The following is a 14388-nucleotide window of genomic DNA, read 5'->3' as shown; positions in this document are numbered from 1 at the left end:
GTCGAATCGGCTAGGCTCGCCCCATGCACGCGCCCCACACCCACTCCTGGTGGTGGGCCTCCCCCATGGGTGGCCCACAGATCGCGCGTTCCTAGACGAACACGACGGCCGCCCCTCGGGGCGGCCGTCGTGCGTCCGAGCAGACGGCCCTCCGGGAGCGGAACAGCACCGCCTCGCCATCCTCCCCGGAAGGAAGCCGAACTCGTGACCACCCCCGCCGATCTGCTCGCCCGCCTCACCACCCCCGGCGCGCCCGCCTTCGCCCTGCTGCACCGCCGCACCCCCCGGCACGCCCCGGACACCGTCGAGGTCCTGCTGGGCACCGTCGACAGCTACGAGCACCTCGCCGACCTGCCGGTCCGGGCCGGCATCCCGTCCGCCGGACCGGTCCACGACCTGCTCGCACTGGTCCCGTACCGGCAGATCCGCGAGCGCGGCTTCGAGGCGTACGACGACGGCACCCCGCTGCAGGCCCTCGCGGTGACCGAGCAGTACGCCCTGCCGCTGGCCGGGTTCACCGCCGCCCTGCCGCAGTTGCCGGTCACGCTGTCCGGCGGCGCGTTCGACGTGGACGACGAGGCGTACGCCGAGATCGTCCGCCGGGTGATCGAGGACGAGATCGGCAACGGTGAGGGCGCCAACTTCGTGATCCGGCGGGACTTCCACGCCACCCTGGAGGGCTTCGGTCCCGCACTCGCGCTCACGCTGTTCCGCCGGCTGCTGGACCAGGAGCGCGGCGCGTACTGGACCTTCCTGGTGCACACCGGCGACAGGGTGCTGGTCGGCGCCTCCCCCGAGGTGCACGTCCGGCAGAGCGGCGGCACCGTCGTGATGAACCCGATCTCCGGCACCTACCGCTACCCGGCCGGCGGCTCCGACCTCGACTCCCTGCTCCGCTTCCTCCACGACCCCAAGGAGCTGGAGGAGCTGACCATGGTGGTCGACGAGGAGCTGAAGATGATGTGCACCGTCGGCGACCTCGGCGGCCAGGTGCTCGGCCCCCGGCTCAAGGAGATGTCCCACCTCGCCCACACCGAGTACGAGCTGCGCGGGCGCACCTCGCTGGACGTCCGCGAGGTGCTGCGCGAGACGATGTTCGCCGCCACCGTCACCGGCAGCCCGGTGCAGAACGCCACCCGGGTGATCCGGCGCTACGAGCCCGGCGGGCGCGGCTACTACTCCGGCGCGCTCGCCCTGATCGGCCGCTCCGCGAGCGGCGGCCAGCTGCTGGACTCGCCGATCTGCATCCGCACCGCCGACATCGACCCGGCCACCGGGCGGCTGGTCGTCCGGGTCGGCGCCACCCTGGTGCGCCGCTCCGTCCCGGAGTCCGAGGTCGCCGAGACCCACGCCAAGGCCGCCGGGGTGCTCACCGCGATCGGCGCCCGGCCCGCGCCCGTCCGGCTGCCCCACCCCGGCGGGCCCCGGCTCGCCGACGACCACCGGGTGCAGACCGCCCTGGACGCCCGCCGGGCCGACCTGGCGCCGTTCTGGCTGCGGATGCAGACGCCGTCCCGGGTCACCGAGGCCGCACCGACCCTGGTCGTGGACGGCGAGGACACCTTCACCTCGATGCTCGACCACCTGCTGACCTCGCTCGGCCACCGGGTCACGGTGGTCCGCTTCGACCGGCCCGGCCTGCGCGAGCTGGTCGCGGCGCACCGCGGGCCGCTGGTGCTCGGCCCGGGCCCGGGCGACCCGGCGCTCGCCGGCGACCCCAAGATGGCGGTGCTGCGACCGGTCGTGGCGGACGCCCTGGCCGCCGTCCGTTCCGGCGCCCGCACCGCCCCGCTGCTCGCGGTCTGCCTCAGCCACCAGCTGCTCTGCGCCGAACTCGGGCTCGCGCTGGGCCGCAAGGCCGTCCCGTACCAGGGCGCCCAGGAGCGCATCGACCTGTTCGGCACCAAGCGGACGGTCGGCTTCTACAACACCTTCACCGCGCGCTGCTCGGACGCCGACGCGGCCCGGCTCGCCACCGCGGGCGTCGAGGTCTCCAGGGACACCGCCACCGGCGACGTCCACGCGCTGCGCGGCCCCGGCTTCGCGGGTCTGCAGTTCCACCCGGAGTCGGTGCTGACCCGGGACGGCGTGGACATCGTCGCGGGCCTGCTGCGGGAGGCAGCGGCCGTCCGCGGCTGAGGATTCGCGCGGGCCCGGGCGGCAACCGCCCGGGCCCCGCTCACAGCTCCTCGTCCAGCCCCCGCTCGATCGCGTACCGGACCAGCTCCACCCGGTTGTGCAGCTGCAGCTTGCCCAGCGTGTTCTGCACGTGGTTCTGGACGGTCCGGTGCGACAGCACCAGCCGGTCCGCGATCTGCCGGTACGACAGGCCCTTGGCCACCAGCCGCAGCACCTCCGTCTCCCGGGCGGTCAGCTGCGGGGCGGCCGGCGCCGAGGCCGGGGCCGGCTCGGCGGCCAGCCGGCGGAACTCGCCCAGCACCAGCCCGGCCAGGCCCGGGGTGAACACCGCGTCGCCGACGGCCGTACGGCGCACCGCGTCCAGCAGCTCCTCCCGGCCGGCCGACTTCACCAGGTACCCGGTCGCGCCGGACTTCACCGCCTCCAGCACGTCCTGGTGCTCGCCGCTGGCCGACAGCACCAGCACCCGCACCGCCGGGTCGTGCGCGACCACCTGGCGGCACACCTCGGCGCCGGGCAGGCCGGGCAGGTTGAGGTCCAGCACGACGACCTGCGGCGAGCAGGCCCGGGCGCGGCGCACCGCCTCCTCGCCGTCGCCCGCCGTGGCCACCACGTCCAGGCCGGCCTCGGCGAGGTCGCGGGAGACGGCGTCGCGCCACATCGGGTGGTCGTCCACCACCATCACCCGTACCGGCCGGCCGGTGTCCGGCTGCTCGGCGGCGGGCTGCTCGGTCATCGGCTGGTTGGTCATCAGGAGGCCTTCCTCGGGACGCGCAGTTCGACCTCGACGCCCTCCCCGGGCGCCGAGTACAGCTCGGCCGTGCCGCCGAGGTCCAACACCCGGCCGCGGATGGACTGGGAGACGCCCAGCCGCCCGGCCCGCTCCGCCTCGCCGAGCCGCCCCGGCGCGAAGCCGGGGCCGTCGTCGCGGATGCTGACCGTGACGGCCTCCGGCTCGTCCTCCACCAGGATCCAGGCCCGGGCGCCCTCCCCGGCGTGCCGGCGGACGTTGTCGACGGCCGCACCGACCGCCGCGGCCAGCTCGCCCGCCGCCGGGCCGGGCAGCAGCACCGGGGTGCCCGGGGCGGAGAGCGTGATCCGCTCGTCGGCGTACCGGCGCAGCAGCGCGGTGAGGTCCCGCGGCCCGGCCGGGTCGGGCTCGTCCGCCCGGGCCTCCGGCAGCCGCTGCGCCGGGAGCGGACCGCCCGTCATCAGGGCCCGCAGCGCGCGCTCCTGTTCACCGGCGAGGCGGCCCAGCTCGGCGAAGTCCGTACCGTCGGCGCCGCCGCTGCCGTGGGCGCCGCCCAGCTCCGCGCCCCGGCGCTGGACCAGGGCGAGCACCTGGAGGACGCCGTCGTGGATGTCCCGGGAGAGCCGCTCGCGCTCCCGGGTGGCCGCCTCGACCTGCAGCGCCCGGGTGAGAGTGGCCTCGCTGGCGCGGGCCAGCTCGATCACGTACCCGATCGCGCAGCCAGCCACCAGCAGCAGCACGATGTTGTGGACGTTGTCGCCGGTGGGGCCGCCGTGGCCGAGGATGTTGGCCACCCCGATCACCGCGCCGGACGCCGCCGCCGGACGCCAGCCGCCCTTGGCGGCGAAGCCGAGCACCGTGCCGGCGGCCCAGATGGTCGGCAGGGTGGGGGCGCCGTGGCTGATCCGGGCCGGCGCGTCGGTCAGCCCGCTCAGCACGATGCCGGTCACGGCCAGGGCGAGGTCGAAGCCGAGGACGTACCAGGTGCAGCGCTGCGGGTTGGCGAAGGCGCGGGTGCTGGCGAGCGTCCAGAGGATCAGCGCGCCGAAGTAGATCCAGCCGGCGACCGGGTGCAGGAAGTGCAGGTACGAGTTGAAGTAGCGCAGCAGCGCGTAGCACAGGGCCAGCACCCGGAAGTAGGAGATGGCCCGCCACAGCGGCAGCTCGACGGACATGCCGCCGACCGCCAGCGTTCCGCCGACCGCACCGCCCGTTCTCGCGCCGTCCGCCATGCCCCCGACCCCTCCCCTGGACCCGTCCTGGACGGTCAGGCCGACCCGGTGCCCTTCTGCTCCTGCTGGTCCCGCTGCTCGGCCTTCTCCGCCTTCTCGGCCTCGGCGGCCTTCTCCGCCTCGGCGGCCTCGGCCTTCTCCGCCTTGGCGGCGGCCCGGCGCTCGGCTTCGGCCTTCTTCTTCTCGTCGGAGATCTGCCGCTTGGCCGCGGTCGCGTAGATGTCCACGTACTCCTGGCCGGAGAGCCGCATGATCTCGTACATCACCTCGTCCGTCACCGAACGGAGGATGAAGCGGTCGTTCTCCATGCCGTGGTAGCGGGAGAAGTCCAGCGGGCGGCCGATCCGGATGCCCGGGCGGATGCCGAAGTTCGGGATCACCTGGCCGGGCGGCTGCACCTTCTCGGTGTCGATCATGGCGACCGGGATGACCGGGGCGCCGGTGGCCAGCGCGACGCGGGCCAGGCCGCCGACCTTGCCGCGGTAGAGCTTGCCGTCGGGCGAACGGGTGCCCTCCGGGTAGACGCCGAACAGTTCGCCGCGGTCCAGCACCGCGATGGCGCTGCGGATCGCGGCCTCGCCGGCGCCGCGCACGCCCGAGCGGTCCACCGGCAGCTGGCCGACGCCCTTGAAGAAGGCGGCGGTCAGCCGCCCCTTGAGGCCCGGGGTGTTGAAGTACTCGGCCTTCGCGATGAAGGTCACCCGGCGCTTGATCAGCGCGGGGAAGAAGAACGAGTCCGAGAAGGACAGGTGGTTGCTCGCGATGATCGCCGCACCCTCGGTGGGGATGTTCTCCTCACCCTCGATCCACGGCCGGAAGAAGATCCGAAGCAGTGGCGCGACGATCATCTTCATCAGTCGGTAGAACAACCCGGGCCTCCTGTTATGCGGACCGGTCGATCCTAATGCCCCGCGGCCGTCGGCTGTGCCCGGGCCCGCCGTTGGGGGTGTACGTCCCGGCTCGGGGCATGGGACGATGCGGATTCCTGCAGCTCCCCCTCCCAGCGTCCCTCCCCCAGCGCCACCCGCCCGCGAAGGAGTCCGCCATGCCGCTGCTGCCCGGTGCCGAACCGTACCGCCACCGCGGCGGACCGGTCGGGGTGCTGCTCTGCCACGGCTTCACCGGGTCGCCGCAGTCCATGCGGCCGTGGGCCGAGGAACTGGCGGCGGCCGGGTTCACCGTCTCGCTGCCGTTGCTGCCGGGGCACGGCACCCGTTGGCAGGACATGCAGGTCACCCGGTGGGAGGACTGGTACGCGGAGGTCGAGCGCGAGCTGCTGGCCCTCGCCGAGGAGTGCGAGCAGGTCTTCGTCTGCGCGCTGTCGATGGGCGGCGCCCTCGCACTGCGACTGGCCGCGCTGCACGGCCCGACGGTGTCCGGGCTGGTGCTGGTCAACCCGTCGGTGCGCTCGGACAACCCCGCGGGCGTGCTGCTCCCGGTGCTCCGGCACCTCGTCCCGAGCATCCCGGGGATCGCGAACGACATCCACAAGCCGGGGGCCCGGGAACTCGCTTACGACCGGACGCCGCTGCACGCCGCCTGGTCGCTCGGCCGGCTGTGGCAGGACGTCCGGCGGCGGCTGCCCGAGGTGACCCAGCCCGTGCTGCTCTTCCACAGCCCGCAGGACCACGTCGTCTCGTCGGCCAACTCGGAACTGGTGCTGGCCCGGATATCCTCGACCGACGTGACGGAGCGGCTGTGCCAACGCAGCTTCCACGTCGCGACGCTGGACCACGACGCGGCGGAAATATTCGCGGCGAGCCAGGACTTCATCCGACGGCTGGCTCCCGCGCACGCGGCGGGGGCGGACAGGGCCGAATCCGACGATCACCATGGCTGAAGGGCCGGAAGTGCACGAGAGCAGCACGGCGGGCAGCGGGGACGAGAAGCCCCGCGAGGACGGCGCGCGGACGGACGGAACGCCGACGGACGCCACCGACCGGGGGGACGCCGGCGCCGAGGGGACCTCGAACGTCCCGGGCGACGCCACCGTCCACGGGGACGGCACCGTCCAGGGCGGCCCGGCCGCGGGAGGCACGGCCGCCGACGGCGCCGCGCCGAACGTACCGGCCGGGGAGTCCACCGAGGCGGACGCCCCCGCGTCCGTGGAACCCCGCCCGCGCCGCACCGCCCCCGAGCGCAGCCAGGCCGAACAGGACGCGATCTTCGCCGCCCTGGTCGCCCAGTTCGACGACCCGGTGGACCTCACCAACCCCAACTGGCCCGAGGTCGAGAACCTCCGGGCGCAGAACGAGCTCAAGGGCGGCTTCAAGGACGGCCACGGCCCCGGCGCCGGCCGGCGCGACCCGGACGACCTCTCCGACCTCGCCCCGCAGCCCCGCTCCCGCTCGGGCCGCCCCCTGCTCCCGTCCGCCACCTCGGGCCCGCGCGACTTCGAGCTGGCCGAGGAGACCGACGAGGGCCACTACGTCCCGCCGGAGCCCCCGCCGCTGCCGCCGGCCGACACCACCGCCAAGTTCGCCTGGCTGGCGGTGCTCGGCGGCCCGGCCCTGCTGCTGATCGACGCGGTGGTCTGGCGGGAGATCTCCGGCTGGCCCGCCTGGGTCGGGGTCACCGCCTTCCTCGGCGGCTTCGTCACCCTGGTCGCCCGGATGAAGGACCGCGACGAGGACGAGCCGGAGGACCCGGACCACGGCGCGGTGGTCTGAGCCCGGGCTGGTGGGGCGCGGGTCGGCCCTCGGGCAGTTCGACCACGGCCAGCACCGGCAGGTGGTCGGTCGCGGCCCGCAGGTCGGACTCGGTGACGCCGGGCAGGCCGTGCGGCACCCCGCAGCCGAGCACGGTGATCCCGGGCGTGGCGAAGACGGCGTCGATCCGCTGGTAGGGGTTCTCGGGAACGGACGTGAACTCGCCGCCCCAGGGCGCCGTCGGGTACCCGTCCCACATCCGGGAGGCCAGCAGCTGCCAGCCGGGCCCGTCCGGGTGCTCGTTGAAGTCCCCTGCCACGACGCCCTGTTCGGCGATCGCGAGCTGGTCGAGCAGCAGCTCGAACTGCCCGTGGCGCTCCTCGGCGTCCAGGCTGAGGTGGCAGCTGGTGACGGTGAACGGCGCGGCGCCGGGCACCCGCAGCAGCGCGGTGGCGAAGCCGCGCGCGTGCAGGCCGCGGGTCTTGGGCAGCAGCCGGTCATACCGGCCGAGCACCTCCACCGCGTCGGGCCGGCCGAGCAGCAACGGCCCGGCGGCGGTCCGGCCGCCCCCGGACAGCACCACCGTCCCGGTGCGCCGGGCCAGCCAGGCGGCCTGCCCCTCGGGGCGCCAGTAGCGCGGCGACTCCTGGACGCAGACCAGGTCGGGCGCGCAGGCCCGGATCACCCGCACCAGCGCCCGCCGGTCGTCGCGCAACGAGCGGATGTTGTAGCTGAGCAGGCGCAGCCGGCGCGGGCCGCCCGGCGGCGGAGCGATGGGTGCGGCGGTCATCTCACGGTCCTCCCCTGTGCGGTGCCACTGGAGAGGACCGTAGTGCGACGGCGGCGGCGCGTCCGGGATTGGTCGGGGCCCGGTCGCACCGCCGCCGGCGGGTCTGGCAGGGGGAGCAGCGGTCAGGTGCGGGCGAGGTCCGCCGCGCCGACGATGCCGGCCGCGGAGCCCATCGAGGCGAGTACGACCTCGGCGCGCGGGCGGTGCACCCCACCGGTCAGATAGTGCTCGAAGGCCTTGGCGACCGGGTCGAGCAGCAGCCGGCCGGAGTCGGAGACGCCGCCGCCGAGGACGAACACGCCCGGGTCGAACAGCGCGGCGAGGTCGGCCATGCCGCGGCCCAGCCAGTCGGACAGCTCGGCGTAGCACTCCAGGGCGAGCGGGTCGCCCTCCTCCGCCGCCTCGGTGATGTGGATGCCGCGGATGGTCTCGGCGACGCCGTCGTTGAGCGCCAGCATCCGCCGGCCGCGCACCGGGTCGGCCGCGGCCCTCTCCCGGCCGTAGCGGCGCAGCGCGCGCCCGGAGCCGTACTGCTCCCAGCAGCCCTTGCCGCCGCAGCCGCACTGCAGGCCGTCCGGGACCATGTTGAGGTGGCCGATCTCGCCGGCCACGCCGAAGCGGCCGCGGTGCAGCCGCCCGTCGAGGACGATGCCGCCGCCGATGCCGGTGCCGACGGTGATCAGCACCATGTCCTGGTAGTCGGCGGCCGCACCGAAGCGGAACTCCGCCCAGGCGGCGCAGTTGGCGTCGTTCTCGACCACCGTGGAGAGACCGGTGAGCTCCTCGATCCGGCCGCGCAGCGGCTCGTTCTCCCAGTCGATGTTGGGCGCGAAGATCACCGTGGAGCGGTTGCTGTCGACGAAGCCGGGAGCGCCGACGCCGACCGCGGTGACGTCGGGGTGCTGCTCCTTGAGCTCGCGCACGGCCTGCGCGATGGCGTCGACCGCCCACTGGGGGTCGGCCGGGGTGGGGACCCGGGTCCGCGCCAGGATCGCACCCGCATCGTCGACCACGCCTGCCGCGATCTTGGTACCGCCGACATCGACGCCGATGGTCAGAGCCATGTGTCCCTCAGCTATTCACTCGTTCCCGCTGGACGGAACGGTACCGCCCAACCCTGCCCCCGTACACAGCCTCGCATACATTATCCGAAGACAATTCTGGGAAAACCGAGCCGCGACGCTTCAAAAGTCTTATCTAATCTCCCCCTTCGTGACGTACGAGAACAGAGCGATCACGCTCCGAAGGTTACGGATTCATTGCTTGGCGGACGCCTCGTCAGCCTCGCCGGCCTCTCCGGCGTCCGCGGTCCGGCCCGGCTCGTCCAGGTCGATCTTCTCCACCGACGCCCCCTCCCCGGCGGTCCAGCGCTGCTCGTGCCCGGCCACCGCGGCCCGGTACGCGGCCAGCAGCTCGGCGCCCGCGGCGGCCAGCCCGGAGCCGGCCGCGGCGAGGTGGGAGTAGACCTCCGGCTGCTGGGTGCGCAGGCGGTCGGCCAGCCCGGAGAGGGTGATCAGGGTGGTGGCGCTGGTCTCCTGCGCCTTCTCGCCGACGGCGCTGGCGAACCTGCGCACCTCGTCGACCAGCGGGCCGAGCTCCGGCCCGAACGGGTGGGACGGCCCGCTCCCCTGCTCCGCGCCGGGCTCGGTACGGTCGTCGGTGCTGGTCATCGCGGGCGCCTCCTCAGCCGTGGCCGCACCCCGCGGCCCTCCGGCCCGACGCTACCCGACCGACGACACCCCTCGGCCCCGCTGATCGGCCGGGCCGGAGAATCCGTCAGCCCTGCGGCCAGAGCGAAGGGTCGGGCGCGAACCGCACCGACAGCACGCCCTCGTGCAGCCCCGCCCCGGCGACGGTGCAGCGGCGCAGCGCGGCGGGAAGCGGCAGCACCCGGCGGTGGGCACCGAGGCCGACCACCAGGTCGTCGCCCCGGCGGACCAGGTCCAGACCGGCACGGTCGGCGCCGGGCAGGTCGAGGTGCCAGACCAGCAGGCCGTCCTCGTCGAGCCGGTCCTCGACCGGCCAGGGCTCCGGATCCAGCCGCTCGGGGCCGGGCCCGTCCCCGTACAGGCGGTCGGCGACGGCCTCCAGGGTGCCCTCGGCCGAGCCGGTGACCAGTACCGGGGCGTCGGTCACGGCGGCGAGCCGGTCCAGCTCCTCCTGGCGGCGGCGGGCCAGCGCGGCCAGCCAGGCGTCGGGCGAGGCCAGGGCGCCCGGCGGCAGGGCACCGTGCACCACGACGGCGTCCGGCCGGTGTCCGTACAGCGCGAGCCCGGCCCGGGTCCGGCGCAGTTCCTCGTACGGGTGGCCGTCGGCCGGCACGACCAGGCGCACGCTGGTGCCCGGGTCGCTGATCGCGGCGCGGGACTCGGCGAGCACCGCGGCGGCCTTGGTGCGCCCCTCGTACAGCCACTCGGCGGGCATCGGGACGCCGGCCAGCCCGGCCAGCAGCGGGCGCAGCGCGCGGGCGGCCTGCCGCTGCGAGGGGACCAGCCGGTCCAGGTAGCGGGCCAGTTGCTCGGGCAGGGCGAGGGTGGCGATCAGCTCGGCGGGCGGCGGGGCGAGCACCACCAGGACGTCCTGGTCGGCGGCGGGCAGGGCGCGCAGCAGGGCGAGCCGGGCGATGCCGGGGAGGGCGGTCAGCTCCTCGGGGTCGAGCTGTTCGGCGCCGAGCAGGTCGAGGGCGGGCTTGAGCCGGCCGGTGAGCTCGCCGACGGCGTAGCGGAAGGCGGCCTGCTCGTCGATCCGGGAGACCGTCAGGCCCGGCGCGTAGCGGATCGGTTCGGGTTCCAGCCGGGTGCCGAGGACGGCGTCCAGGGTGCGGTGCGGGTCGTCGGCGGCCAGCAGCCAGGTGCGGTGGCCGCTCCGGGCGGCGTGCAGGGCGGTGGCGGCGGCCACGGTGGGCGCACCCGCGTCGCCGCTGACCAGGATGGTGCGCGTCGCCGTCATGCCGTCAGCCCCCGTTCCGCCGTGCCGTTCCCGTCAGCCCTCGACGCGCTTCTTCAGGCCGTCCAGGGCGCGGTCGATGATGACCTTCTCGGCCTTGCGCTTGATCATGCCGAGCATCGGGATCTTGACGTCCACGGCGAGCTGGTAGGTGACCTCGGTGCGGCCGCCGGACAGCGGGGCGAGGGTGTAGGAGCCGTCCAGCGAGCGGAGCATCTGGCTGCGGACGAGCGTCCAGCGGACCTCTCGGTCGCCGTCCCAGGTGTAGGAGAGGGTGTGCTCGTCGCGGATGGCGCCGGCGTCCAGCAGCAGTCGGACCTCGGCGGCGCGGCCGTCCTCGGCGGTCCCCAGGACCTCGACCTCCTTGACCTCGCCGGTCCAGGCCGGGTAGGCGGCGAAGTCGGCGATCACGGCCATGACCTCGGCCGGGGTCGCGTCGATGGTGATGCTCGACCTGGTGTGCTCCGCCATGGAATGACCCTCCGTGTCGTCCCTCTGCCTGCCGGCCCGGTCGAGGCGCGCTCGACCCGGTCCGCCCGGAGCAGGCTATCGCGACCGGCGATCGGCTCGGCCGCGCGGGCAGGGGCGGCGGGCCCCGCGGGGCGGGTGGCGGGGCATGCTACCGGCCGGTCACCGATGGGCTGCCGTAGGGTGCCAGTCGAACGACCCGGTCACGGCCTGGTCCGACCCGCCCGGGTGTGACACTTCGAACACCGGGGCCGACCCCCCTGGTCGAAGCTGCCTACCGGGCAGTAACGTCCTGCCGTCCCGCAGCGTCGCGAACGAGGAGCAGTCTTGCTCGACTTCAGCCTTCCGGCCCTCTACCAGGTACCGAGCGGCGGTAACCTCTCCGACCCTGTGCACCGGAACGCCGAGGTGCACCCGGACGTCGCGGTGCTCAGCCGGAAGGTGGACGGCCGCTGGCAGGAGCTGACCTCGGTCCAGTTCCTCGCCGAGGTGCACACCGCCGCGAAGGGCCTGATCGCCGCGGGCATCGAGCCCGGCGACCGGGTGGGCATCATGTCCCGCACCCGGTACGAGTGGACGCTGCTGGACTTCGCGATCTGGACGGCCGGCGCGATCACCGTGCCGGTGTACGAGACCTCCTCCGCCGAGCAGGTCGAGTGGATCCTCGGGGACTCGGGCGCGGTCGCCGTCCTGACCGAGACCGACCAGCACGTCAAGGTGGTCGCCGAGGTCCGCGACCGGCTGCCGGAGCTGAAGCACACCTGGCAGATCGAGGGCGGCGCGCTCGCCGCGCTGGCCGAGGCCGGCCGGGACGTCCCGGACGCGACGGTGCAGGAGCGCCGCTCGATCGCCGGCCCCGACGACATCGCCACCATCGTCTACACCTCGGGCACCACCGGCCGCCCGAAGGGCTGTCAGCTGACCCACGGCAACTTCCTCGCCGAGTGCGGCAACGTGGTCGAGCGCCTGGCCCCGCTGTTCCGCACCGGTGACAGCTCCGTCCTGCTCTTCCTGCCGCTGGCCCACGTGCTCGGCCGGATCGCCGAGATCGCCCCGGCGATGGCCCCGATCAAGCTGGGCCACGTCTCCGACGTCAAGGACGTCACCGCGGAGCTGGCCGCCTTCAGGCCGAGCCTGATCCTGGGCGTGCCCAGGGTGTTCGAGAAGGTCTACAACACCGCCCGTGCCAAGGCCCAGGCCGACGGCAAGGGCAAGATCTTCGACAAGGCCGCCGAGACCGCCATCGCCTACAGCCGGGCGCTGGACGCCGGCGGCGCGGGCCTGGTCCTGCGGCTCAAGCACGCGGTGTTCGACAAGCTGGTCTACAGCAAGCTGCGCGCCGCCCTCGGCGGCCGGGCCACCCACGCGATCTCCGGCGGCGCCCCGCTCGGCGAGCGGCTCGGCCACTTCTACCGGGGCATCGGCTTCACCGTCCTGGAGGGCTACGGCCTTACCGAGACCTGCGCGGCCACCGCCTTCAACCCGTGGGACAAGCCGAAGATCGGTACGGTCGGCCAGCCGGTCCCCGGCGCCTCCGTCCGGATCGCCGAGGACGGCGAGGTCTACTTCAAGGGCCCGCACGTCTTCACCGGCTACTGGAACAACCCGCAGGCCACCGCCGACACCCTCAAGGACGGCTGGATGGCCACCGGCGACCTCGGCTCGCTGGACTCCGAGGGCTACCTGACCATCACCGGCCGCAAGAAGGAGATCATCGTCACCGCCGGCGGCAAGAACGTCGCCCCGGCCGTGATCGAGGACCGGATCCGTGCCCACGCCCTGGTCGGCGAGGTCATGGTGGTCGGCGACCGCAAGCCCTTCATCGCCTGTCTGATCACCGTCGACCCGGACTTCTTCCCGAAGTGGAAGGAGCTCAACGGCAAGCCCGCCACCGCCACCGTCGCCGAGCTCGCCGACGACCCGGACCTGCTGGCCGCCCTGCAGAGCGCGGTGGACGACGGCAACGCGGCCGTCTCGCACGCCGAGGCGGTCAAGAAGTTCCGCCTGCTGGACACCGAGTTCTCCGAGGAGAGCGGCCACCTGACGCCCTCGCTCAAGCTCAAGCGCAACGTGGTGCTCAAGGACTACGCCGCCGAGGTCGAGGCGCTCTACAAGAAGTAGTAGTCGTGGACGTGGTCGGGCCCCGCCCCCGAGAAGGCCGAGAAGGGGGGCGGGGCCCGGCCGCGTACCGGCCCGTCCGCGGGGGCTCAGGCCGCCAGCAGCGAGGTCAGCCGCCCGGCCAGCAGGTCCCAGCGCCAGGAGCGCTCCACCCAGCGCCGCCCGGCCTCGCCCATCCGCCGCCGCAGCTCCTCGTCCCCCAGCAGCCGGACGATCCGCTCCGCGGCCGCCGCGGCCGAGCCGCCCGGCACCACGTACCCGGTCTCGCCCTCCAGCACCGCGTCCGGGGCCCCGCCGGAGTCCCCCGCGACCACCGGCAGGCCGGTCGCCGAGGCCTCCAGGTAGACGATCCCCAGGCCCTCCACGTCCAGCCCGCCGCGCCTGGTCCGGCAGGGCATCGCGAAGACGTCCCCGGCCCCGTAGTGGGCGGGCAGCTCCTCCCAGGGCACCGAGCCGGTGAACCGCACCGAGGCCCGTACGCCCCTGGCCTCCGCCAGCTTCTCCAGGTCCGCCCGGTACGGCCCGCCGCCGACGATCAGCAGCACCGCGTCCGGCACGTCCGCCAGGATCTGCGGCATCGCCTCGATCAGGGTGTCCTGGCCCTTGCGCGGCACCAGCCGGGAGACGCAGACCACCACCGGCCGGTCCGCCAGCCCCAGCCGCCGGCGCACCTCGGCGCCACCCGAGGCCGGGTGGAAGGTCGATTCGTCCACGCCCGGCGGCAGCTGCACCATCCGGGCCGCGGCCCGCGGCCCGACCGCGGCGGCGATCCGCGAGCGGGTGTACTCGCCCAGGTACGTCAGCACGTCGGTGCCCGCCCCGATCCGCCGCAGCAGCTGCCGGGAGCCCGGCAGTTGCGCCCAGGCGGCCTCGTGCCCGTGGGTCATGCCCAGCAGCCGCCCGGCCCCGGCCCGGCACAGCGCGGGCGCCATCAGGCCGAGCGGAGCGGCGGCGCCGAACCAGACCGAGTCGCACTTCTCCGTGCGCAGGATCTCGGCGGCCCGCCGGGTGACCCGCGGTGTGGGAACCATCACCTTCGTGCGGTCCCGGATCACCGGGAACGGCTGCTCGGCGTCGAAGCGCCGCACCTCGGTGCCGTCCCGCCAGGTCGAGGCGTAGACCACGACGCTCCCTGCGGGCTGACGGACGGCCATGTTGTGCACGAAGGCCTGGATGCCTCCCGGGCGGGGCGGGAAGTCATTGGTGACGATCAAGGTTCTGTGCATCAGGCCACGGCTCGCTCGGTCGGGGGGTGCTCGGTGTACCGCTGGGTGATCCGTACGATAGGTCAACACC

13 protein-coding genes are annotated in these 14388 nt (G+C 74.3%); 4 read left to right on the top strand and 9 right to left on the bottom strand.

What is annotated here, in order from left to right:
- Nucleotides 1-204 precede the first annotated feature (204 nt).
- Entirely contained in the window at nt 205-2139 is a 1935-nt protein-coding gene (locus ACFV1W_RS11890; protein ID WP_380415476.1) for an anthranilate synthase family protein, read from the top strand.
- Between the two features lie 40 nt (nt 2140-2179).
- Here the strand turns inward: ACFV1W_RS11890 and ACFV1W_RS11885 are convergent, their stop codons facing one another.
- From ACFV1W_RS11885 to ACFV1W_RS11875, 3 genes are read right to left on the bottom strand one after another with little or no spacing between them, the layout of a single operon-like run.
- A complete protein-coding gene (locus ACFV1W_RS11885) occupies nt 2180-2890 on the bottom strand; it encodes a response regulator (RefSeq protein ID WP_380415475.1) in 711 nt (236 codons plus the stop codon).
- On the bottom strand, nt 2890-4122 hold the full coding sequence (macS, locus tag ACFV1W_RS11880; protein ID WP_380415473.1) for a MacS family sensor histidine kinase: 1233 nt from the start codon (nt 4120-4122) through the stop codon (nt 2890-2892). Before macS ends, ACFV1W_RS11885 begins: the two co-directional genes overlap by 1 nt.
- A 35-nt stretch (nt 4123-4157) precedes the next feature.
- Entirely contained in the window at nt 4158-4991 is an 834-nt protein-coding gene (locus ACFV1W_RS11875) for a lysophospholipid acyltransferase family protein (RefSeq protein WP_380415471.1), read from the bottom strand.
- A gap of 176 nt (nt 4992-5167) precedes the next feature.
- Here ACFV1W_RS11875 and ACFV1W_RS11870 point away from each other — a divergent pair, with 176 nt between their 5' ends.
- Together ACFV1W_RS11870 and ACFV1W_RS11865 are read left to right on the top strand one after the other, a co-directional pair.
- Complete coding sequence (locus ACFV1W_RS11870) at nt 5168-5962, top strand: alpha/beta hydrolase (RefSeq protein WP_380415469.1); 795 nt, start codon at nt 5168-5170, stop codon at nt 5960-5962.
- Nucleotides 5955-6791: a hypothetical protein gene (locus tag ACFV1W_RS11865; protein ID WP_380415467.1), complete on the top strand. Its 837-nt coding sequence runs from the start codon at nt 5955-5957 to the stop codon at nt 6789-6791. The genes ACFV1W_RS11870 and ACFV1W_RS11865 overlap by 8 nt, the downstream gene beginning before the upstream one ends.
- Here ACFV1W_RS11865 and ACFV1W_RS11860 read toward each other — a convergent pair.
- The 5 genes from ACFV1W_RS11860 to ACFV1W_RS11840 form a co-directional block, all read right to left on the bottom strand.
- Nucleotides 6718-7560 (bottom strand): endonuclease/exonuclease/phosphatase family protein, encoded by an 843-nt coding sequence (locus ACFV1W_RS11860; protein WP_380415466.1) that lies wholly within the window; start codon nt 7558-7560, stop codon nt 6718-6720. The genes ACFV1W_RS11865 and ACFV1W_RS11860 overlap by 74 nt on opposite strands.
- Before the next feature lie 122 nt (nt 7561-7682).
- A complete protein-coding gene (locus ACFV1W_RS11855; RefSeq protein WP_380415464.1) occupies nt 7683-8624 on the bottom strand; it encodes an ROK family glucokinase in 942 nt (313 codons plus the stop codon).
- A gap of 192 nt (nt 8625-8816) precedes the next feature.
- Nucleotides 8817-9230, bottom strand: a complete 414-nt coding sequence (locus tag ACFV1W_RS11850) for a DUF5304 family protein (protein WP_380415463.1) — start codon at nt 9228-9230, stop codon at nt 8817-8819.
- A 106-nt stretch (nt 9231-9336) separates the two neighbouring features.
- Nucleotides 9337-10509: an ArsA family ATPase gene (locus ACFV1W_RS11845; protein ID WP_380415461.1), complete on the bottom strand. Its 1173-nt coding sequence runs from the start codon at nt 10507-10509 to the stop codon at nt 9337-9339.
- Nucleotides 10510-10542: 33 nt separating this feature from the next.
- Nucleotides 10543-10977, bottom strand: a complete 435-nt coding sequence (locus tag ACFV1W_RS11840) for an SRPBCC family protein (protein WP_380415459.1) — start codon at nt 10975-10977, stop codon at nt 10543-10545.
- Nucleotides 10978-11301: 324 nt separating this feature from the next.
- Here ACFV1W_RS11840 and ACFV1W_RS11835 point away from each other — a divergent pair, with 324 nt between their 5' ends.
- Entirely contained in the window at nt 11302-13095 is a 1794-nt protein-coding gene (locus ACFV1W_RS11835; protein ID WP_380415457.1) for an AMP-dependent synthetase/ligase, read from the top strand.
- Between the two features lie 86 nt (nt 13096-13181).
- On the opposite strand, the gene ACFV1W_RS11830 is transcribed toward ACFV1W_RS11835, so the two are convergent.
- Nucleotides 13182-14318, bottom strand: coding sequence for a glycosyltransferase family 4 protein (locus tag ACFV1W_RS11830; protein WP_380415455.1), 1137 nt, complete (start codon nt 14316-14318; stop codon nt 13182-13184).
- Nucleotides 14319-14388: the final 70 nt, after the last annotated feature.

Source organism: Kitasatospora sp. NPDC059648, assembly GCF_042734825.1.
Classification (GTDB): Bacteria; Actinomycetota; Actinomycetes; order Streptomycetales; family Streptomycetaceae; genus Kitasatospora.
The sequence above is the reverse complement of the archived record's forward strand: the minus strand, read 5'-3'. Positions and strand labels throughout refer to the sequence as shown.

What these genes read in the sequence shown, in the direction of transcription:
- ACFV1W_RS11885 (WP_380415475.1), bottom strand. Translation starts at nt 2,890, where the DNA reads ATGACCAACCAGCCGATGACCGAGCAGCCCGCCGCCGAGCAGCCGGAC.
- macS (WP_380415473.1), bottom strand. Translation starts at nt 4,122, where the DNA reads ATGGCGGACGGCGCGAGAACGGGCGGTGCGGTCGGCGGAACGCTGGCG.
- ACFV1W_RS11870 (WP_380415469.1), top strand. Translation starts at nt 5,168, where the DNA reads ATGCCGCTGCTGCCCGGTGCCGAACCGTACCGCCACCGCGGCGGACCG.
- ACFV1W_RS11865 (WP_380415467.1), top strand. Translation starts at nt 5,955, where the DNA reads ATGGCTGAAGGGCCGGAAGTGCACGAGAGCAGCACGGCGGGCAGCGGG.
- ACFV1W_RS11860 (WP_380415466.1), bottom strand. Translation starts at nt 7,560, where the DNA reads ATGACCGCCGCACCCATCGCTCCGCCGCCGGGCGGCCCGCGCCGGCTG.
- ACFV1W_RS11855 (WP_380415464.1), bottom strand. Translation starts at nt 8,624, where the DNA reads ATGGCTCTGACCATCGGCGTCGATGTCGGCGGTACCAAGATCGCGGCA.
- ACFV1W_RS11850 (WP_380415463.1), bottom strand. Translation starts at nt 9,230, where the DNA reads ATGACCAGCACCGACGACCGTACCGAGCCCGGCGCGGAGCAGGGGAGC.
- ACFV1W_RS11845 (WP_380415461.1), bottom strand. Translation starts at nt 10,509, where the DNA reads ATGACGGCGACGCGCACCATCCTGGTCAGCGGCGACGCGGGTGCGCCC.
- ACFV1W_RS11840 (WP_380415459.1), bottom strand. Translation starts at nt 10,977, where the DNA reads ATGGCGGAGCACACCAGGTCGAGCATCACCATCGACGCGACCCCGGCC.
- ACFV1W_RS11830 (WP_380415455.1), bottom strand. Translation starts at nt 14,318, where the DNA reads ATGCACAGAACCTTGATCGTCACCAATGACTTCCCGCCCCGCCCGGGA.